Genomic DNA, 19,539 nt, shown 5'->3' with positions numbered 1-19,539 from the left:
GATGCGGTTGACCGAAGCCGATCAGGCGCGCGTCAGCGCGGCCGTCACCCAGGCCGAACTCGGCACCGACGGCGAGATCGTCACCGTCGTCGCCGGACGCTCGGACGCCTATCACGACGTCGCGCTGCATTGGGCAGTGCTCGCGATGCTGCTCGTCCTCGCGCTGCTCGCCTGGCAGCCGCAGGTGGTCGAGTGGCTGCATGTCCGGCTGGTCGACAGCTGGTCGCAGACCGTGCCGCCGCGCTGGTATCTCACGGTCGCGCTGATCCTGATCGCGGCGACTTTCCTGCTGGTGCGCGTCGTGCTCGCGCTCGATAAACTGCGGATGCTGCTCACGCCCGGCGCCACCAAGGCGCGCCGCGTCCATGCCCGCGCGCTCGCGCTGTTCCGCACCGCCGCCGAGAAGCGCACCAAGGCGTCGACCGGGGTGCTGCTCTATCTCAGCCTTGCCGAGCACCGTGCCGAGATCATCGCGGACGAGGCGATCCATTCCAAGGTCGCGCCCGAAGTCTGGGGCGAGGCGATGGCGGCGCTGATCGCCGAAGTGAAGCAGGACCGGCCCGGCGAGGGCATGGCACAGGCAGTCGCGAAAGTGGGCGAAGTGCTTGCCACGCACTTCCCGCGCAGCGAAGGCGACACCAACGAGCTTCCCGACAGGTTGATCATTCTATGAGCGTACCGGAGGAGCCGGCCGAGATCGCCTGGGCCGGCAAATGGATCGTTGCCAAGCGCCAGGGCAAATGGGAATTCGTCTCGCGCGCCCGCGGCCTCCAGGCCGCCGTGATCGTCGCGATCGACGATGCCGACCATGTCCTGCTGGTCGAGCAATATCGTGTGCCGCTCGGCAAGCGCTGCCTCGAGCTGCCCGCCGGGCTGATCGGCGACGAGCATGACGGCGACACCGTGACCGAAGCGGCGCGTCGCGAGCTCGAGGAGGAAACCGGCTATTCCTGCGAACGCGTCGAGGAACTCGGCTTCTTCCACTCTTCGCCCGGCATGGTCAGCGAAGGCTTCACGCTGGTGCGCGCGCATGGGCTGACGCGAATCGGCGCGGGCGGCGGCGTCGCCGGCGAAGACATCACCGTCCACCGCGTGCCGCGCAAGGCCATCGCCGCCTTCGTCGCGGACAAGCGCAGCGAAGGCGTCGCGATCGACGTCAAGCTGCTGCTGCTGCTCGCGGACAGTCTGCTGGCAAGCTAGGTCGTGACCCCATAGACGACCGCTTTCGGGCGAGGCTCGAGCGTCCGAGATTGGGTGGGTAGTTAGGTGCCGTCCGAGAGGTGTTCGAGGCTCGCGCCGCGCTTGAACGCGTATACCTGGTTGCATAGGATATCGCCGCAGACAGTCACGACCGTTCCATTCTCACTGAAGGATAGAGGGCCGGGATCTGCGTCTGGGGTTGCTTCCACCCGGCCACTTCGAACCAATATCTCTTGGGTCGGATAAGCCGTAAGACCGAACTTCATACTCGCCAGATAAAATGGCACGCGCGACGCGCCAATCTCCACAACGCCGTTACGCAGCACGAATGTACCGCAGCAAGGATTTGAGTAGACACCGTCTACTGTTGAAGCCGCAGGGATATGGGCGCGTGTAGCGGAATACCATCCCAAGGCAGCCAGTAACAAAACAGGAAGAGTTGCTTTCTTCAGGTCTGTCTTTAGGTCTCTAGCGATCATTTTCTTAGATTGCCCCATGTAGCGACAGTCCGCAAATGGGGCGTTTCCTGCCAATCCGCGCTTTTATGAGTTTACGGCCTAGTCGAAGCTCAGCGTTCGCAGGCTATTCCATCGCCATCGCGATCGAGTTGGCCGCTGTACCCGGGATCGCCACGCTTGATGGGAGCCGCGCCTGCACTCCTTGCGGTGGCGCAATTCGGATAATAGCTATCGGTGGCGACGCGACTGATTTGAGCGCTGGAAATGCGCCGCGGCTTGGCTTTGCGCGATTTGCGCGGATCGCCCGACGCAGCATCCGCGCTGCTTGCTGCCAGCATTCCAGCCAGCGCGAGCCCCGCCAAAGCTGCCTTAGCGAAAATTATCGGCGTAGGCCTGGAGCTTGAGCGTGCGCGTCGGCGCGGGCACCACGTGGAACGCGAAGCCTTCGCGCTCGGCATGCGCCTTGGCGGCGTCGAGTGTCGGGAAGGCGATGCGCAGCTGGTTGGTCGTATCGTCGCCGCCGGCCCAGCCGGTCAGCGGATCGGCCTGTTGCTGGCGCACCGGCTCGAATTCGAGGATCCAGTCGGCGGTCCGTGCGCGGCCGGACTGCATGGCGTTCTTGGGGCGCTGATAGATGCGGGCGGTCTTCATGCTCGTCCTTTAACGCGCGACGGCGCGTCTTGCATCCGCCTTTTTGGTGCGCAGCGTCGCATTGGCGTTGCCGGGATCGTCGGGCCAGGGATGCCGGGGATAGCGGCCGCGCATTTCCTTGGCGACCGCGACCCAACTGCCTTGCCAGAAGCCCGGCAAGTCGCGCGTCGTCTGGATCGGCCGGCCGGCGGGCGAGGTGAGGCTGAGCACCAACGGCGTGCCATCGCCGACCAGCGGATGTTCGGCCAGCCCGAACAGCGCCTGGACGCGGACCTCGACCGTCGGTCCGGCTTCCGCGCCATAGTCGATCGCATGGCTCGATCCCGCTGGCGTTTCGAAGCGCGCGGGCGCCAGCCGGTCGAGCGTCTTCTGACCCTCCCAGCCGAGCAAATTGGTCAGCGCCTGGCTCAGTCCCTCGACCGCATCGAGCCGCCGCTTGCCGGCCAGCAGCGCTGGCAGCCAGTCGTCGAGTTCGGCGAGCAGCCGTTCGTCGGAGAGCAGGTCACTGCCGGTATAGGCGGCGCGGGTGCGCAGCGCCTGTGCGGCCTCGGACCAGGGCAATAGGCCCAGCCCATGCGTGCGCACGCCTTCGAGCAGCGCCCTTTCGATCTCGGCGGCGCTTGCCGCCGCATCGGGCCCGCTCGAAAGCCGGATCGCGCCCAGCCGACGCTCGCGCAGTGCCTCGATCCGCCCGGTGGCGGGATCGAAGGTGACGCTGCGCCGCGTCTCGATCCGGTCGGCGAACAGCGATTCGACCGCGGCGCTGTCGATCGGCGCGGCCGAGAGGATGCGCGCGCCGGCGGCCATGCCCTGCGTTTCCGCCACGGCGAGCCATTCGGCGCGGGCGAGCGAGGACGTGGGGTCGAGCTTGAAGCCGCGCCCCCCTGCCGAGGCCCAGGTCTCGCCTGATCCGTCGCGCCGCTTGGCAATGCGGTCGGGGAAGGCCAGCGCAACGCATTCGGCGGCGTCGCCACGGCCATCGTCGGCGACCAGCTTTGCCCAGCGTTCGGCCAGCCTTCGCCCGTTTTCCGCGCGGGGGCCGCGCTCGCTTCGCCAACGCCGCAGCCGCAGTTCGAGATCGGCGTCGTTGCCGCCCAGGCCACGCTCGCCGAGCAGTACCGCGACGTCGGCGGCGGTCCGCGCCATGCCGCGTTCGGCGGCGCGTACCAGCATATGTCCCAGCCGTGGCGGCAGCGGCAGCCGCGCAATCGCCCTGCCATGCGCGGTCGGCCTGCCATCGCCGTCAATGGCCTCGAGGGTCGTCAAGCGCCGGCGCGCTTCCGAAACGGCCGCTTCTGGCGGCGGATCTAGCCAGGCGAGTTCGCGCGGATCGGCGACACCCCAAAGCGCGCAATCGAGCGTCAGGGCCGAGAGGTCGGCCTCCAATATCTCGGGCGGGTCGAAGCGCGGCAATCCTGCGGTCGCCGCTTCCTCCCACAGCCGATAGGCGACCCCCGGTCCCTGGCGTGCGGCGCGCCCCGCACGCTGGATCACGGCGGCCTGGCTCGCCCGCTCGGTGACCAGCCGCGTCATCCCCGCCGCGCGATCGTAACGCGGGCGCCGCGCCAGCCCCGAATCGACCACCACGCGAATGCCGTCGAGCGTCAGCGAGGTCTCGGCGATCGACGTCGCCAGGACGAGCTTGCGGCGCCCCTGCGGATCGGGCGCGATCGCCGCGCGCTGCGCCTGCGGTTCGAGGCTGCCGTGGAGCTTGTGTAGTACGACATCGAGCCCTTCGAGCCGCTCGGCGGTGCGCTCGATCTCGGCGACGCCGGGCAGGAAGGCGAGCACGCCGCCCTCGGCATCGCGCAGCGCGGCGCGCACTGCTGCCGCCATCGAATCCTCGATCCGCGCTTCGGCCGCCCGGCCGATATGGCGCAACTCCAGCGGATGGCTGCGCCCTTCGCTCTCCACCACCGGCGCGCCCCGCATCAGTCCGGAGAGGCGCGCGCCATCGAGCGTCGCCGACATCGCCACCAGCCGCAGGTCGGGCCGCAGCGCGCCCTGCGCGTCGAGCGCCAGCGCCAGTCCGAAATCGCTGTCGAGGCTGCGCTCATGGACTTCGTCGAACAGCACTGCCGAGATTGCGGCAAGCTCAGGGTCGGCCTGGATGCGATTGACGAAAATGCCTTCGGTGACGACGGTCACGCGCGTCCGCGCGGAACGCTTGCTGTCCATCCGCGTCGCATAGCCAAAGGTGCCGCCCACTGCCTCGCCGGCCAGCGCGGCCATCCGTTCCGCCGCTGCCCGCGCAGCAAGCCGGCGCGGAGACAGCAGCAGCACTTCGCCGCTGCACCAATCCTCGCCGAGCAGGGCGGGGGCCACTGCCGTCGTCTTGCCCGCTCCGGGCGGCGCGACGAGCACGGCATTGCTGCCGTTGCGCAATGTGCCAAGCAAATCGGGGAGCACGGCATGGATGGGAAGCGCGTCGTTCATTCAGGTCACCGCATCGCCCTGCAACCAATTGGCGTCGCCAGGGTTGGGCGCAATCGAAAGCGATGGAGCGAAAGACATGGCACGCACCCTGGCCCAGTTCACGATCACCGCCGATGGCGACGGCGATTATACGTTGCACCTAGAAGACGATGACGGCGAAACCATCGAATTCACGTCGAGTTACGAGCAACTCGATCTGATCGTCGAGGCGATCGAAGAATTGCTCGACGGCGACGAAGAAGATGCACTCGCAGTCGACGATGACGACGATGCGGTCGCCCCCGAGGAATAAGCCTCAATAGGCGCGCGCCACTGCGAATTCGACGGCTTCGACCATCGCGTCCTTGGCGGCGCTGGAGGCGAAGCTGCCGAGCGCGTCGATCGCGCGCTGGCCGTAATGGCGCGCGCGCGCCAGCGTGTCGTCGACGGCACGGCTCGATTGCACCAGCTGCACCGCTTCGGCGAAATCGCCGTCGCTGTTGCGCTTGCCGCTGATCGCGTCCTTCCAGAAGGCGCGTTCTGCGTCGCCGGCGCGCGCATAGGCCAGGATCACCGGCAGCGTCATCTTGCCTTCGCGGAAGTCGTCGCCGGCATCTTTGCCCATCGTATCGGCGTCAGAGACATAGTCGATCGCGTCGTCGACCAGCTGGAAGGCGATGCCGAGGTTGCGGCCATAGGCGTCGAGCGCTAGTTCGTCCGCCTCGCTGCGCTCGGCCACTACTGCGGCGATGCGACAGGCGGCGGCAAACAATGCGGCGGTCTTGGCGCCGATGATATCGAGATAGCGCTCCTCGCTCAGGTCGATCCGGCGCACTGCGGTGAGCTGGTTGACTTCGCCTTCGGCGATCACGGCACTGGCGCCGCTCAGGATCTTGAGCGCCTTGAGGCTCTCGGCCTCGACCATCAGCTCGAACGAGCGGCTGAACAGGAAATCTCCGACGAGCACGCTCGCCGGATTGCCCCAGATGATGTTTGCGGTGCGCTTGCCGCGGCGCAGGTCGGACGAGTCGACCACGTCGTCGTGGAGCAGCGTCGCGGTGTGGATGAATTCGACTGCGGCGGCCAGCTTGTGGTGGCGCGCGCCGGGATAGCCGAGCAGCCGGGCGCTCGCCAGCGTGAGCATCGGCCGCATCCGCTTGCCGCCGCCGGCGATCAGATGGCCGGCAAGTTCGGGGATCAGCGGGATGTCGGAGCGCATCCGGTCGAGGATCACCTGGTTCACCAGGTTGAGGTCGCCCGCCACCAATTCGATCATCGGTTCCAGCGACGGGACGGGGCGCGAGCCCAGGCGATGAATGGTGGCGCTCATGCCCTGCGCTCTGGCGATTGTGCGTTGCAAAGGCAACCCCATGGGGTTGCGCGCAGGGCTCTGTGCAGCGAAAGGAGCGGCGAAAGGGAGCATAATGGCCGACGAGACCCTGATCCGATTTCGCCAGAGCATCGATAATATCGATGCCGCGCTGATCCACATGCTCGCCGAGCGCTTCAAGGTCACCCAGGCGGTGGGTGCCTATAAAGCGACGCATGGCCTGCCCCCGGCCGATCCGAGCCGCGAGGAAACGCAGATCGCCAGGCTGCGCGCGCTCGCGCACGACGCCGATCTCGACCCCGAATTCTCCGAGAAATTCCTGCGCTTCATCATCGACGAAGTAATCCGCCACCACGAGCGGCTGCAGAGCGGCGCATGATCCGCGCACTGGCAGCATCGGCGGCGTGTGCGCTTCTGCTCGCCGGCTGCGACGTCCTGCCCGAGGCGACGAAGCATCCCGCAAAGAAGCCGCATGCAAAGGCCACCCCGACGCCGGCGCCGCACCTTGATCCGCAGGGCCGCCTCGCCGCGGCGCGCGCTGCAGTGCCCGCGGCAAGCGGGAACCAGGCGTTCGACGGCGACGACAGGCTGATCGACACCAGCTTTGGCCCGGTGCTGTTGCGCCATGGCCATGTTCCCGATGCGGGTCATGCCGAGGCGGGCACGGTCGCGGCCTATTATCTGCGGGAGCTGGGTGGGGCGTTCGCCCTAGTCAAGGCCTATCCCGAGGCTGCGGCGAGCGGCAGCTTCGGCGATTTCTCGCGCTGGTCGGTATCGAACGACTTCTCGTCGCTGCCGGTGATCGTGATCGAGGGCGGCGGCACCTGGCAGGGCTGCACCGTCGAGCAGACAGATCTCATCGAGTTGCGGCCCAATGGTCCCGCGGTGGTCGCCTCGATCCCCACGGTCTTTGAAAATGGCGGCGCGGTCGAGGACGGCGCCGAAAGGTTCGACGGCACGATTGCCGATGTGGCGCGCGATCGTAGCTTTAGCGTGCAATACAAGGGAACCGCATCGTTCGCCGAACGATACGTTCGGCGTGGCGACCGCTTCCAGCTCGACGGGGGCGAGAGCCGCGTTCCTGGCTGCTGAGGGAGGGCCGATGCCGAGCGGCGACGACTATCTGATCTTCCGTCCCGACGAGGTCGATCTCCGCCGCTCCCCACTGCGCCGCGGCGTTGAAGCCCCAACTCATGTGCTCGGCGCGTTCAATCCCGGCTTCACCCGGCTGCCCAGCGGCAACCTGTTGCTGATGGTCCGCGTTGCCGAGGCGCTGCGCGATCCGGTGGACAGCGGGTGCGCGCGAGCGATCCGCTGGACGCCGGGCGGCAGCTATGTGCTCGATCGCCATCCTGTCCACCAGATCGACATGGACGATCCGCGCCAGTTCGCGCTCAAGGATCGCAACCCGCGCTTGCTCGGGCTCACCTCGTTGTCGTGGCTGCTCCCGGTCGAACTCGATGCCCAGGGCCGCGAGGTCGTCGCGATCCATTACGACAAGGCGATCGAGCCCAGCGCCAGCTATATGGATTACGGCGTCGAGGACGCCCGCATCACCCGGATCGACGATGCTTGGTGGATGACGGTGTGCGGCGTCTCGGCCGAGCGCCACTGCACCGCGATGTACCGCTCGGCAAACGGCCTCGACTACGAACTGCTCGGCATCGTACTCGATCACCAGAACAAGGACATGATCCTGTTCGAAGGTAAGGTCGCCGGCAAGTTCATGGCGCTCACCCGCCCCTTGGGCGAATGCTATTTCGTCTATTCTGAAGGCAGCCCCTGGCTCGGCGGCCCGTCGATCAATATGGCCCAGTCGCCCGACGGGCTCCACTGGAAGCCACTCGACACGCCGGGCATCCGCGCGCGCAAAGGCACCACTAGCACCCAGCGGATCGGCGGCGGTAGCCAGCCGGTGCTGACGCCCGAGGGCTGGATGATGGTCTATCACGGCGTCGAGAAGCGCGGCGCGATCGGCATCTATCGCAGCTTCTGGGCGCTGCTCGACAAGGAGGATCCCTCGAAGATCCTGCGGCTTGCCGACGAGGTGCCGCTGATCGAGGCGAACCCGGCGCTCACCGCGGAGATCGCGCATCAGATGTATCTGCCCACCCCGGTCGCTTTCACTACCGGCATCGCCGATGCCGGCGACCATTATATCGTCGCGGGGGGAGGCGGACCTGGCCTGCCGAATCACCCATCTTTCGAAGGAGCGGTTCCGGTGAGCGACCCCGCATGGTGGCAGTCCGCCGTAATCTACCAGATCTATCCCTGGTCGTTCCAGGATTCGAACGGGGACGGCATCGGCGATCTCAAGGGCATCGAGCAGCGGCTCGACGCCATCAAGGAACTTGGCATCGACGCGATCTGGATCTCGCCGATCTTTCCCTCGCCGATGGCCGATTTCGGCTATGACGTCGCCGATTACGCCGGCGTCGATCCGCGCTTCGGCACGCTCGACGATTTCGATTCGCTGCTGAAGGCGGCGCACGATCGCGGGCTCAAGCTGCTACTCGACTTCGTACCCAATCATTCGTCGAGCGAGCATCCCTGGTTCGTTGAGAGCCGGTCGTCGCGCGACAACCCTAAGCGCGACTGGTACCTCTGGCGCGACGCCGCGCCGAACGGCGGTCCGCCCAACAACTGGATCAGCGATTTCGGCGGCTCGACCTGGGAGTGGGACGCGGCCACCGGCCAATATTATTACCACGCGTTCCTCAAGGAACAGCCCGACCTCAACTGGCGCAATCCCGCTCTGCGCGCGGCGATGATGGACGTGCTGCGCTTCTGGTTCGCGCGCGGCGTTGATGGCTTCCGCATCGATGTGCTGTGGCACATGGTCAAGCATGCCGAGTTCCCGGACAATCCGGCCAATGCCGAATGGCAGGCCGGCCAGCCCGAATATATGACGGTCCACCAGCTCCATTCGACCGACCAGCCCGAGGTGCATGACATCGCTGCCGAGATGCGCAGCATTGCCGATGAATTCGGTGCGCGCGTGCTGATTGGCGAGATCTACCTGCCGGTGCCCCGGCTCGTCGGCTATTATGGCAGCGCCGAACGGCCGGGCGTCCATCTGCCCTTCAACTTCCAGCTGATCGGCGCCGAATGGGATGCGCGGTCGCTCGCACGGATGATCGACGCCTATGAAGGCGCGCTGCCCGGCGGCGGCTGGCCGAACTGGGTGCTCGGAAACCATGATCGCCCGCGCATCGCCACGCGCGTCGGCGCCGCCCAGGCCCGGGTCGCGATGCTGCTGCTGCTCACCCTGCGCGGCACCCCGACGCTCTATTATGGCGACGAACTCGGCGTCTCCGATGTCGATGTGCCGGCGCACCGCATCCAGGATCCGCGCGAGCTCCGTGAACCCGGCATCGGCATGGGCCGCGATCCGGTGCGCACGCCGATGGCCTGGAATGCCAGCGCCCATGCCGGCTTCACCCGCGGCGAGCCCTGGCTGCCGCTCCACGAAGATTGGCCGATGCGCAATGTCGAGGCCGCGCGGGGCGACCCCGCCTCCTTATGGCGGCTCACCCAGAAGCTGCTGGCGCTCCGCCACGATCACCCGGCATTGGCGCTCGGCAGTTATGATCGGATTCCGTGCGACGGCGATCTGCTCGCCTATGAGCGCCGCCAAGGGGACGAACGCATCCTCGTCGTCCTCAATCTCGGCAACCGGCCGCACAATTTCGCGATTCCCGAATGGGCCGAAGGCCTGTCGGTGCTCGTCGCCGCGCAAGGCGGCACCGATCCGGCACTGCTCGGACCCAATGAAGGCTATATTCTCGGATGAAGATCGCAATGCTGGCGCCGATCGCGTGGCGTACGCCGCCGCGACACTATGGCCCATGGGAACTCGTCACCAGCCTGCTCACCGAGGCACTGGTCGCCAAGGGGCTCGACGTCACGCTGTTCGCCACCCAGGATTTGGTCACTGCCGCCACGCTCGCCGGCCCGGTCCCGCGGGGCTATGAGGAAGACCCGTCGATCGATGCCAAGGTTTGGGAATATGCCCATCAATCGCATCTGTTCGCCCGCGCGGGGGAATTCGATCTGATCCACAATCAGGCGGATTTTCCGGCGCATGCCTATGCGCCGCTGATCGACACGCCGATGGTCACCACCATCCATGGTTTCTCGTCCGATCGCATCCTGCCGATGTACAAGCCCTATGAGGATCGCGTGCATTATGTCGCGATCAGCGAGGCGGATCGGCACCCCGGCCTCAAATACGCCGCGACGATCCATCACGGCATCCGGCTAGACGAATTCCCCTTCGACGCCGAAGGCAGCGCAGACCTGCTTTTCTTCGGTCGCATGCACCCGGACAAGGGCGCGGCGGAGGCAATCCGCGTCGCCCAATCGACCAGCCGTCGTCTCGATCTCTACGGCATCATTCAGGATACCGGATATTTCGAGCGCGAGGTCGCGCCGTATGTCGATGGCGAGCAGATCGTCTATCACGGCCCGGTCGGCGGCGAAGCGCGGGTCAAGGCGCTCGGTGCCGCACGCGCGCTGCTCCACCTCATCAATTTCGACGAGCCGTTCGGCCTGTCGGTGATCGAGGCGATGGCGTGCGGCACCCCCGTCATCGCGATCGACCGCGGCAGCATGCCCGAGCTGATCGACCATGGCCGCACCGGCCTGCTCATCGGTTCCGAAGAAGAAGCGATCGCGGCAGTCGGTCAGGTCGGCGCGATCGCTCGCGGCGCATGTCGTCAGGCGATCGAGGAGCGCTTTTCAGTGGAAGCCATGGCCGACCATTATATCGCGCTCTACGAACGCATTGTGGCATAATGCTGCGCCAGCGCCGCGGCTTGACAATGTTGAGCAGCAAGCCAGGCAGCGCGGTCGTCGCGTCCGGCTTCAGTGCAACTCCGCAGGCTTGATGCGAATCCCGATCCCGGGCTTGTCGCTTGGCGGGTTGATGATCAGGTCGACCGCCATTCCTTCGAACGGCCCGGCCCGCAGCGTCTCGTTCAGCAGCGCTGCCACGGCATCGCGATCGGAGCTGCTGCGGATGTCGAGCAACCAACTCGCCTGCCCGTCCTCGGGCCAGTGCGCCAGCGCCAGCCATGCCTCTTCAATTCCCGCTTCGCCGGCCACCGCCCGGTCGATCCGCTGGAGCAGTGCCTCCGGCCGCGTCGTGGGCACGCCGAGGAGAATCTGAGTGTCCTTTTCCACCGTCCAGGAGACGGGCCGGCCGAGCATCGCGAGGATCTCCTCGCGAGACCAAAGGACACCATAAGCCTGGCCCGGATTCAGGATCGCACCATCCTCGGCGACCATATCGAGCAGCGTTGCCGCCGGCAGCGGCAAATAGCCGCTCGCCGCGCCGAACACCGCGGCCAGCCGGCTTTCGTGCGTGAACAACGCCGGGAGCCGCGTGCCGTCTTGCGCCGGGACGTTGAGGATCTGCAGGGTCTCGCTTTGCTTGAGCGTGCGCGCGCCCGACTGCGCGAGCGCCATCGGGGTGGCGACATAGAGTTCGGAGCGCAGCAACAGCTGCTGAAAGTCTGCGCGCGCGCCGGGTTCGTGCGCGGCCGCGATCAGCGCGATCTCCAAGGGGTTTCGCGGCTCGAACGGCGGCACTTCGACTGCCGGTTCCACCGGTGGTTTGCGCCCGAAGCGCGCGAGCCATTTGCGTATCGCCATTGCCTATTCCGCCGCGAGCAGGCTCTCGGCGCCGCCGAGATCAACCGACACGAGCCGGCTCACGCCGCGCTCGACCATCGTCACGCCGAACAGCCGGTGCATGCGGCTCATCGTGGCGGCATTGTGGGTGACGATCAGATAGCGCGTCGCGGTCTCGCGAGTCATCGCCTCCAGCAGGTCACAAAAGCGCTCGACATTGGCATCGTCGAGCGGCGCATCGACTTCGTCGAGCACGCAGATCGGCGCGGGCTTGGTGAGGAATAGCGCGAAGATCAGCGCCACCGCAGTCAGCGCCTGCTCGCCGCCTGACAGCAGCGTCAGCGACTGAAGCCGCTTGCCCGGCGGCTGCGCCATGATTTCCAGCCCCGCTTCGAGAGGATCGTCCGAATCGATCATCTGGAGATGCGCCTGGCCGCCGTTGAACAGCGTGGTGAACAGGCGGCGGAAATGCCCGTCCACTGCCTCGAATGCTGCAAGCAGCCTCTGGCGGCCCTCGCGGTTGAGCGTGCCGATCGACCCGCGCAGCCGATTTACGGCAAGGGAAAGTTCGTCACGCTGCTCGGCATTAGTAGTGAAGGCGGCTTCGAGTTCGGCAAGTTCGCTTTCGGCGACGAGATTGACCGGCCCGATCCGTTCGCGATCCACGCTGAGCCGCTCATGCGCTGCCGACTCGTCCTGCGGCGTGCGCACGCTCGCCGCGTCGAAGCCGGCGCGCTCGGGAAGCAGGGGCGGGGGGCATTCGAAACGCTCCCCCGACAGGCGACCCATCTCGATCCGTCGCGATTCCTGGTTCTCCGCGCGGGCGGCTGCCCCGGCGCGGGTTTCACGGGCCTGCGAGAGTGACTCATTGGCGGCGCGGACCGCAGCTTCGGTTTCACGCAACGCAGCTTCGGCCGCGCGCTCGGCGACCTGCGCGGTTTCCAATTCGGCGCGGGCGGTGTCGGTTACTGCCTCGGCCTCCGCAAGCGCCGCGTCGAGGAGCGCCGGCTTTGGGGCAAGCGCAGCGCTCTCCTCGCCGAGGGAGGCGGCGCGCTTGTCCATTTCGGCAGCGCGCCGCGCGGCATCGCCGGCGCGTGCCTTCCAGCTCCTGGCCTCCGCGCCCGCTGCGGCGACGCGCTCGCGCGCCGATGCGATCTCGCGCTCGAGCGTGCCGCGTTCGGCGCGGGCCGCGGCAACGGCGGTGCGGCGCGCCTCGGCTTCGCCCGACAGCACCGCCACGGCCGCGCGTGTTTCCGATCCATCGGGCAGCGCTGCCTTGATCGCCTCGGCACGCGCCTGTTCGCCTGCCGCTTCGTCCTGCTCGGCGGCGACGCGCGACCGCCTTGCCGCAAGGTCGGCGCGCTGGGCTTCAAGCCGCTCGAGCTGCGCCGTCGCGCGGTCCTCGGCACGGCCCGCGTCGCGCGCGGCGTTGTCGCTGTGATCGAGCAGCTTGCGGCAATCGCCGGCGTTGCGGCGGGCTTCGGCGATGCTTGCGTCGATCCGTTCGAGCTCGGCGTCGGCGGCGTCCATCGCGCGGACAGCTGCGGGGCGGGCGCGCTCGATCGCAGCGAGCCGGTTGACCCGTTCGAGCCGCTCGGCCGCCGCCGCGCCGCCCGATCGGGCGACATAGCCGTCCCAGCGGCGCAGCACGCCTGCCAGCGTCACCAGCCTTTGCCCCACGGCGAGCGACTGCCCGGAATCGGTTTCGGCGACGAGTATCTGTGCGAGTCGGCGGGCGAGCGCCGGAGGCGCAGTGACATGCGCGGCGAGCGGTGGGGTGTCGCCGGGGGCCGCCGGGTCGCCGGGCTGCGGGGCGGCGCCCGCCCAATGTCGCTCTGACGCCGCGTCCAGCCCGGCTTCGAGATCGTCGCCCAGCGCGGCGGCGAGCGCGCGTTCATAGCCCGGAGCAACCTTGAGCTGATCGAGCAGCCGATCCTTCCCGCTGGGCCGGGTCGACTTAGCGAGCGCCGCCGCCTCGCTGTCGAGCTGGCTGAGCTCGGCATGCGCCACCGCGCGCGCCGACTGGGCATGGTCGCGCCCGGCGATCGCGGCGCGCTCCGCCGAATTGGCGCGGGCCAGGCCGGTGCGCGCGGTCTCGGCCTGGCGCAGTGCCTGTGCGCGCGTTTCGGCGGCGCGTGTCTTCTCGGCTTCCAGCGGCGCGACGTCGCCTAGCGCGCGCGCCTCGGCCTCGATCCGCGCCATGTCGCGGCCGGCACGTTCGACACGGGTACGCGCGGCGGCGAGCGCGGCCTCGGCAACGCGGGCTTCGGCGGCTTCGCTTGCCTGCGCCGCCAGCGCCTGGGCCAGCGCAACTTCGGCATCCCGCGCCGCGCGCTCGGCCTCGGCGAGCGCCGAATCTAGCTGTGGCATCCGCGCGCCGGCCTCGGCGATCCGCGCCTCAAGCGCCTTGGCTTCGTCGGCGAGGCGGGTCAGCGCGTCGGCGGCATCGCGAGCCAGCGCACCTTCACGCGCGCGATCCTCGGCGAGGCGGAGCTCGGCCGCTTTCACTTCCTCGATCCGCCGCGCCACGGCAGCGCGGTCCGTGCGCAGCGTCGCCAGCCGATGCATCGCCTCGGTCGCGCGGTCGCGCACCGCCAGTGCAGCGGCGCGGGCGCTTGCCAGCCTCTCGGCAGCGGCCTGCTGGCTTGCCGCCGCGCCGTCGTGCGCGGCACTGCGCTCGGCGACCAGCGCGTCGGCGGCGGCGGCTTCCTTCTTGGCGGTGTCCGCGGCCTCGGCAGCGTCGCGCCAGCGCGCGAAGATCATTCGCGCCTCGGCGATGCGGATCCGCTCGGAAAGCTCGCGATAGCGCTCGGCCTGGCGCGCCTGGCGCTTCAGCGCGGCGGCGCGCGTTTCCTGGTCGCCAATGACTTCGTCGAGACGCGCGAGATTGGTCTCGGTCGCGCGCAGCTTCTGCTCGGCATCCTTGCGGCGCACGTGCAGCCCTGCGATCCCGGCCGCCTCTTCCAGCATCGCGCGACGCTCGGCAGGCTTGGCGGCGATGATCGCGCCGATCCGCCCCTGACTGACGAGCGCCGGCGAATGCGCGCCGGTCGCCGAATTGGCGAAGACCAGCGCGACGTCCTTGGCCCGCACGTCGCGGCCGTTGATTCGATAGGCGGATCCCGCCCCGCGCTCGATGCGGCGGACGACTTCGAGTTCGTCCTCGTCGCCCGGCTGGTCGGCGAGGATGGTGACTTCGGCGAAGTCGCGGGAGGGGCGGGTGGCGGTGCCCGCGAAGATCACGTCTTCCATGCCGCCGCCGCGCAGCGACTTGGCCGAGCTTTCGCCCATTGCCCAGCGCAGCGCCTCGAGCAGGTTCGACTTGCCGCAACCATTGGGGCCGACGATCCCCGTCAGCCCCGGCTCGATCCGCAGATCGGCCGGGTCGACGAAGCTCTTGAAGCCCGTCAGCCGCAGCCTTTTGATCTGCATCCTCGTCCCCCTCTGCGCCCCCCGGCGCGGTTAGCGGGCGCCGGCCGCCTTGAGCGCAGGCTCGAGCTCGGACCATGCGCTGGCATTGGCCTTGACGCCGTTGATGAAGAAGCTCGGCGTGCTGCTCACCTGATGGACGTTGACCGCATCGGCATTGACCTTGGCGATGCCGTCGATCAGCTTCTGATCGGCAAGGCACTGGCGCGCCTTGGCCTCCGGAACGCCGCGCTGCTTCATGAACTCGATCATGCCGAGCCCATCCGCCATCGCCGCGGCGGCCTGGGCGGGCGTCATCGACTGGAGCGCCTGGAGCAATTGCGGATTGGTCTGCTGGAGTTGCATGATCCGCTCGCCGAACACTTCCTGGTTGGCGAACATCTGGTCGAGCACCGGGAAGAATGCCTCGGTCGGCACGCACTGGTTGAGCAGCGCCAGCGCGAAATCGGGCGGGCCGTGGATCAGGAAGTCGCGAAACTCGTAGCTGACCTTGCCGGTCGAGATATAGTTCTTGCGCAGCGGCTCGGTGCCCTCGGCGGCAAACTTGCCGCAATAGGGGCAGTTGCGCGAACCATATTCGACGATCTTGATCGGCGCGTTGGGGTTGCCCTGGCGATAGCCGCCGTCGGCGGTTTTTTCGACCACGTCGACCCAGGCCTTGCCCGCGGGCGCAGCCGCACCGGCGACCGCGCTGCTCGACGTCACCGGCGCGGTGCTGTTGGCGTCACCCCCGCCGCCGCATCCAGCGAGGATCAACAAGGGTATCAGGGCAAGGGCAACACGCATCTTCACGTCTCCAGGCAAATTCACAAATCGGCCCCGGCGGCCCAGAGTTCGGGCTGCAACCGGTCCCAAGTATATGCGCGGACGCGGCGTCCGTTTACGAAGAAGGACGGCGTGCCTTCCACGCCGTGGACATTCACCGCATCGGCATTGGTCTTCGCCACCCGCTTGATCAGCGCGGGATCAGCCAGGCACTGGCGCGCGCGCGTCTCCGGAATCCCGTGCGCCTTGGCGAAGGCGAGCATCCCCATCCCCTCGGCAAAGCGCGTCGCCATCTGCGGGGGCGGCAGCTTCTGCCACGCCTCGATCTGCGCCGCGTTGGTCTTTTCGAGCTGGGTCAGCTTGGCTGCGAACGCCGCCTGATTGGCATAGATCGCATCGAGCATCGAAAAGAAGCGCGGCGTCGGCATGCACTGGTTGAGCAGCGCCAGCGCAAAATCGGGTGCGCCGTGGATGAGATAGTCACGATACTCATAGCTGACCTTGCCCGCGGCGACATATTGGCGCAGCGGCGCGACGCCGTCGGCAGCGAACTTGCCGCAGGTCGGGCAGGTGCGCGACCCATATTCGACGAGCTTCACCGGGGCGTTGGGGTTACCCTGGCGATAGCCGCCCTCGGGCGTGATCACCACCGTTGCGAGCCAGTTCGTGCTCGCGGGCGCACGCCGCGCCTGCTGCGCGGGTGCGGGAAGGGCGGGAGCGGCGAGCGCCAGCGCAGCGGCGAGCAATCGAATCGCGGTCATCAGTCGATCTTGCCGAAGCCGAGCTTCTCGCCGTTGGCGGCGACACCCTGGGCCAGCGATTCGAGCACGGCCTTGAGCTCGGGGTCGGCGATCCCGCGTAAGCTGGCGCCGAGCGATTCGGGCAGCGGCTTGAGGCTGGGCGGCGGCGGCGCCTTTTCGGCGCGGCGCACGTCGCCATGGCGGATCGCCAATTTGGCGACCGCGACATAGCCGAAGAAGCGATTGACCCGCTCGATGATCTCGGGGGCGATGTGCTGCATCATCGGCGCGTGCGCACCGGAGACGACTAGGCTCAGCACGCCTTGCTCACGCTTGCCCTGGGGAAAGCGGATCGATTCGGGCACCGAGACGCGGGCATAGCGCTCGCCAACGATCTCGCCCCAGCGGCTCACGACCGCGCTCTGGACGAAGCCGAACTTGCGGAACGCGGCGCGGCCGACATCGGGCAGCAGATCGGAAACCGGGCGTGGGCGGTTCGATCGCGGCGCTTCCAGCTTGGGCTGGCGCGTCATGGCGCGGGTGTTGGCCTTGGGGGTCTTCGTCATTGCCGCCAACCCATGCCATAGGGGCCTGTGCCCGACAACGTCCCTCGCAAAATCGCCGTCCCGCTGCTCACCTGGTACGATGCCCATGCCCGCCGGCTGCCGTGGCGCGCGCCGCCCGGCGCCAACGCCACCGAGCCCTATCGCGTCTGGCTTTCGGAGGTGATGCTCCAGCAGACCCAGGTCGCCAGCGTCATCCCCTATTTCGAGAAATTCACTGCGCGCTGGCCCGATTTCGCATCGCTCGCCGCCGCGGAGGATGCCGATCTGATGGCCGCCTGGGCGGGGCTGGGCTATTATGCGCGGGCGCGAAACCTTCTCGCCTGCGCACGCGAAGTTTCCGCCAGAGGCGCGCTTCCCCGGACCGAGGCCGAGCTGCGCACCCTGCCGGGCGTAGGCGCCTATACCGCCGCGGCAATCGCCGCGATCGCATTTGGCGAGCGTGCGGTGGTAGTCGATGCCAATGTCGAGCGGGTGGTCACGCGGCTGTTCGCGCTTGCCGAGCCGCTCCCGGGTGTGCGCCCGCGCATTCGCGATTGCACCGATGCGATCACGCCTGCCGCGCGCGCCGGCGATTTCGCCCAGGCGATGATGGATCTCGGCTCCTCGATCTGCACTGCGCGCGCGCCGCGCTGCCTGGCCTGTCCGCTGCACGATCGCTGCGATGGCTATGCCTCGGGCGCGCCGGAGGCCTTCCCGGTCAAGGCGAAGAAGGCGCCCAAGCCCCAGCGCTACGGCACGATGTTCTGGCTGGTGCGCCGGGACGCGGTGCTGCTCGTGCGACGTCCGGGCAAGGGGCTGCTGGGCGGCATGCGCGCGCTGCCCACCGGTCCCTGGGCTGATACGCCGCCCTTGCTCGAAGGGGCTCCGGTGCCCGCCGACTGGCTGCTGCGTGACGAGCGCGTCAGCCACGGCTTTACCCATTTCAATCTCGACGTCGCGCTTGCGACTGCCACAATCGCGGCGCATGCAGGCGCGCCGGAGGGCGAATGGTGGCCGATCGCCGAGATCGACTCGGCGGGATTGCCCACGGTCTTCGCCAAGGCCGCGCGGATATTGGGGAGGATGCATGCTTAAGCGAATCGGGTTCGGGATCGTTGCCACGCTGCTGCTCGCCGCCCCCCAGGCGCCGGCACAGCAGGCCGCCACTGTCGTCCGCACCGATGCCACCCGCGCGCTGGTCGATCGCTATGTCTCGGAAGGCCGCGTCCCCGGCGCGGTGATCGCGTTCGGGACGCAGGGCTTGCCGCCGACGGTGGTCGCCGCGGGCCGCATCGCCGACGAGCCGAACGCAGCCAAGGCCGATATCGACAGCCTGTGGCGAGTCTATTCGATGACCAAGCCGATCACCGGGATCGCGGCGATGATCCTGGTCGAGGAAGGCAAGATCAAGCTCGACCAGCCGATCAGCGATTTCATCCCCGCGTTCAAGTCGATGAAAGTGCTGGTCGATCCCGCCAAGGATCTGGCTACCCGGCCGGCTACCAGGCCGATCACCGTGCGCAACCTGCTCACGCACACCGCCGGCCTTGGCTACAACATCATCACCAAGGGCCCGTTGCTCGACGAATATAACCGGCTGGGGATCAACCCGGCGCAGGTCAGCGCGGCGATGGAGCCCAATATGCGCTCGGTCCGCCCCGCAACCCTCGAGGAATTCGCCAACCGCGTCGCCTCGGCGCCGCTGATCGCCGAGCCCGGCACCAAATGGAGCTATTCGATCGGGCTCGACGTGCTCGGCCGGGTGATCGAAGTCGCCAGCGGCGTGCCGTTCGACCAGTTCGTCAACACGCGCATCTTCGCCCCGCTCAAGATGAAGGCGAGCTACTGGACGGTGCCCGCCGACAAGGCCGGCATCTTCTCGACCAACTATGCGCTGATGGGTACCAATCGCGTGCCGATGGATCCGGGCGCGAGCTCGGTGTGGTTGACTCCGCCCAGCTTCCCTTATGGCGGCGCCGGGCTGGTGATGTCGGCGCGCGACTATGATCGCTTCCTCGCCATGCTGCTGAACGGCGGCACGCTGGACGGCGCGCGCATCCTCAAGCCCGAAACGGTGAAGCTAGCCATGTCGGACCTGCTGCCCGCCGGCGTCGACAAAACGTTGCTCGAAGACACTACCAAGGACAGCGCCGTTGCGATGGGCTTCGGCGCGGGCGGATCGGTCTATCTCGCCGATCGTCCGGGCGGGCCGGCCAAGGGCACGTTCGGCTGGGCGGGCGCCGCGGGCTCGATCGGCTGGGTCGATCCGGCCAACCATGTCCGGGTGACCGCGATGGTCAACATCTTCGGCGACGTGCCGTTCAAGCGCGATGCCGGCCGTGCAGTCTATGCCGATCTCGCGCACTGATCGC

The 19,539-nt window shown here is 67.8% G+C and carries 18 protein-coding genes and 1 pseudogene; 10 read left to right on the top strand and 9 right to left on the bottom strand.

Going from position 1 to position 19,539, the window contains the following annotated elements; all coding sequences use genetic code 11:
• The first annotated feature begins 1 nt into the window (after position 1).
• Together AB2M62_RS16135 and AB2M62_RS16130 are read left to right on the top strand one after the other, a co-directional pair.
• Positions 2-673: a TPM domain-containing protein gene (locus tag AB2M62_RS16135; protein ID WP_404335421.1), complete on the top strand. Its 672-nt coding sequence runs from the start codon at positions 2-4 to the stop codon at positions 671-673.
• Positions 670-1,200, top strand: a complete 531-nt coding sequence (locus tag AB2M62_RS16130; RefSeq protein WP_404335419.1) for an NUDIX hydrolase — start codon at positions 670-672, stop codon at positions 1,198-1,200. The genes AB2M62_RS16135 and AB2M62_RS16130 overlap by 4 nt, the downstream gene beginning before the upstream one ends.
• A 568-nt stretch (positions 1,201-1,768) precedes the next feature.
• On the opposite strand, the gene AB2M62_RS16125 is transcribed toward AB2M62_RS16130, so the two are convergent.
• Genes AB2M62_RS16125 through hrpB form a run of 3 tightly spaced genes read right to left on the bottom strand, consistent with a single transcriptional unit; the run spans position 1,769 to position 4,745 of the window.
• Positions 1,769-1,996, bottom strand: coding sequence for an excalibur calcium-binding domain-containing protein (locus AB2M62_RS16125; protein WP_404339982.1), 228 nt, complete (start codon positions 1,994-1,996; stop codon positions 1,769-1,771).
• A 31-nt stretch (positions 1,997-2,027) separates the two neighbouring features.
• Positions 2,028-2,309, bottom strand: a complete 282-nt coding sequence (locus tag AB2M62_RS16120) for an ETC complex I subunit (protein ID WP_404335417.1) — start codon at positions 2,307-2,309, stop codon at positions 2,028-2,030.
• Positions 2,310-2,318: 9 nt separating this feature from the next.
• Positions 2,319-4,745 carry an ATP-dependent helicase HrpB gene (gene hrpB / locus AB2M62_RS16115; protein WP_404335415.1) on the bottom strand — a complete coding sequence of 809 codons (2,427 nt, stop codon included), beginning with the start codon at positions 4,743-4,745 and terminating at the stop codon, positions 2,319-2,321.
• Between the two features lie 76 nt (positions 4,746-4,821).
• Between hrpB and AB2M62_RS16110 the strand changes: the two genes are divergently transcribed.
• Entirely contained in the window at positions 4,822-5,037 is a 216-nt protein-coding gene (locus AB2M62_RS16110) for a hypothetical protein (protein WP_404335413.1), read from the top strand.
• A gap of 3 nt (positions 5,038-5,040) precedes the next feature.
• Here the strand turns inward: AB2M62_RS16110 and AB2M62_RS16105 are convergent, their stop codons facing one another.
• Positions 5,041-6,054: a polyprenyl synthetase family protein gene (locus AB2M62_RS16105; RefSeq protein ID WP_404335411.1), complete on the bottom strand. Its 1,014-nt coding sequence runs from the start codon at positions 6,052-6,054 to the stop codon at positions 5,041-5,043.
• 94 nt (positions 6,055-6,148) lie between these two features.
• Here AB2M62_RS16105 and AB2M62_RS16100 point away from each other — a divergent pair, with 94 nt between their 5' ends.
• The 5 genes and pseudogenes from AB2M62_RS16100 (at position 6,149) to AB2M62_RS16080 (ending at position 10,851) form a co-directional block, all read left to right on the top strand.
• On the top strand, positions 6,149-6,433 hold the full coding sequence (locus AB2M62_RS16100) for a chorismate mutase (RefSeq protein WP_404335409.1): 285 nt from the start codon (positions 6,149-6,151) through the stop codon (positions 6,431-6,433).
• Positions 6,430-7,146 (top strand): hypothetical protein, encoded by a 717-nt coding sequence (locus AB2M62_RS16095; RefSeq protein ID WP_404335407.1) that lies wholly within the window; start codon positions 6,430-6,432, stop codon positions 7,144-7,146. Before AB2M62_RS16100 ends, AB2M62_RS16095 begins: the two co-directional genes overlap by 4 nt.
• Positions 7,147-7,156: 10 nt before the next feature.
• Positions 7,157-8,279, top strand: a pseudogene (locus AB2M62_RS16090) (glycosidase).
• Positions 8,276-9,847 (top strand): alpha-amylase family glycosyl hydrolase, encoded by a 1,572-nt coding sequence (locus AB2M62_RS16085; RefSeq protein WP_404335405.1) that lies wholly within the window; start codon positions 8,276-8,278, stop codon positions 9,845-9,847. The pseudogene AB2M62_RS16090 and the gene AB2M62_RS16085 overlap by 4 nt, the downstream one beginning before the upstream one ends.
• Positions 9,844-10,851, top strand: coding sequence for a glycosyltransferase family 4 protein (locus tag AB2M62_RS16080; protein WP_404335404.1), 1,008 nt, complete (start codon positions 9,844-9,846; stop codon positions 10,849-10,851). The genes AB2M62_RS16085 and AB2M62_RS16080 overlap by 4 nt, the downstream gene beginning before the upstream one ends.
• Positions 10,852-10,920: 69 nt before the next feature.
• On the opposite strand, the gene AB2M62_RS16075 is transcribed toward AB2M62_RS16080, so the two are convergent.
• From AB2M62_RS16075 to AB2M62_RS16055, 5 genes are all read right to left on the bottom strand, one after another.
• Complete coding sequence (locus tag AB2M62_RS16075; protein ID WP_404335403.1) at positions 10,921-11,619, bottom strand: enhanced serine sensitivity protein SseB C-terminal domain-containing protein; 699 nt, start codon at positions 11,617-11,619, stop codon at positions 10,921-10,923.
• A gap of 93 nt (positions 11,620-11,712) precedes the next feature.
• The gene (locus tag AB2M62_RS16070) at positions 11,713-15,120 is read right to left on the bottom strand and encodes a chromosome segregation SMC family protein (protein WP_404335401.1); all 3,408 of its coding nucleotides are present in this window, start codon (positions 15,118-15,120) and stop codon (positions 11,713-11,715) included.
• Between the two features lie 30 nt (positions 15,121-15,150).
• Positions 15,151-15,903: a DsbA family protein gene (locus tag AB2M62_RS16065; protein WP_404335399.1), complete on the bottom strand. Its 753-nt coding sequence runs from the start codon at positions 15,901-15,903 to the stop codon at positions 15,151-15,153.
• A gap of 20 nt (positions 15,904-15,923) precedes the next feature.
• Positions 15,924-16,643: a thioredoxin domain-containing protein gene (locus AB2M62_RS16060; protein ID WP_404335397.1), complete on the bottom strand. Its 720-nt coding sequence runs from the start codon at positions 16,641-16,643 to the stop codon at positions 15,924-15,926.
• The gene (locus AB2M62_RS16055) at positions 16,643-17,188 is read right to left on the bottom strand and encodes a DUF721 domain-containing protein (protein ID WP_404335396.1); all 546 of its coding nucleotides are present in this window, start codon (positions 17,186-17,188) and stop codon (positions 16,643-16,645) included. Before AB2M62_RS16055 ends, AB2M62_RS16060 begins: the two co-directional genes overlap by 1 nt.
• Positions 17,189-17,215: 27 nt before the next feature.
• Here AB2M62_RS16055 and AB2M62_RS16050 point away from each other — a divergent pair, with 27 nt between their 5' ends.
• Together AB2M62_RS16050 and AB2M62_RS16045 are read left to right on the top strand one after the other, a co-directional pair.
• A complete protein-coding gene (locus tag AB2M62_RS16050; protein ID WP_404335394.1) occupies positions 17,216-18,262 on the top strand; it encodes an A/G-specific adenine glycosylase in 1,047 nt (348 codons plus the stop codon).
• Positions 18,255-19,535 carry a serine hydrolase domain-containing protein gene (locus tag AB2M62_RS16045; protein WP_404335392.1) on the top strand — a complete coding sequence of 427 codons (1,281 nt, stop codon included), beginning with the start codon at positions 18,255-18,257 and terminating at the stop codon, positions 19,533-19,535. Before AB2M62_RS16050 ends, AB2M62_RS16045 begins: the two co-directional genes overlap by 8 nt.
• Positions 19,536-19,539: the final 4 nt, after the last annotated feature.

Source organism: Sphingomonas sp. MMS12-HWE2-04, assembly GCF_044881185.1.
GTDB lineage: Bacteria > Pseudomonadota > Alphaproteobacteria > Sphingomonadales > Sphingomonadaceae > Sphingomonas.
This window is presented reverse-complemented; position numbering and strand designations above follow the sequence as displayed.